Annotated in this window: 1 pseudogene; it reads left to right on the forward strand. The window is 41.4% G+C overall.

The features are described from left to right. Nucleotides 1-237: pseudogene (locus I656_RS19675) on the forward strand (RNA-guided endonuclease TnpB family protein); the annotation flags it as partial.

A 237-nucleotide genomic window follows, 5' to 3' on the forward strand; every position in this document is an offset into this window, starting at 1 on the left:
TCCCTAAAAAGCAATGGTCACGAATGGACATTGGTTCGCTTTAAAAAGCCTGAATATGATCTCGTTTGGAATCGAGATTATTCGCTTGTTCAAGGCGTATTTTCTGTCAATACGCTAGAAGGACGAATCAAAGTACCGTTCGAACCAAAAGGCATGGAACAATATTTTGATGGCTCATGGACGTTTGGCACAGCCAAACTCGTCTATAAGCATAACCAATTCTTTTTGCACATCCCC

Origin of the sequence: Geobacillus sp. WSUCF1 (assembly GCF_000422025.1) — a bacterium.
Taxonomy (GTDB): domain Bacteria; phylum Bacillota; class Bacilli; order Bacillales; family Anoxybacillaceae; genus Geobacillus; species Geobacillus zalihae.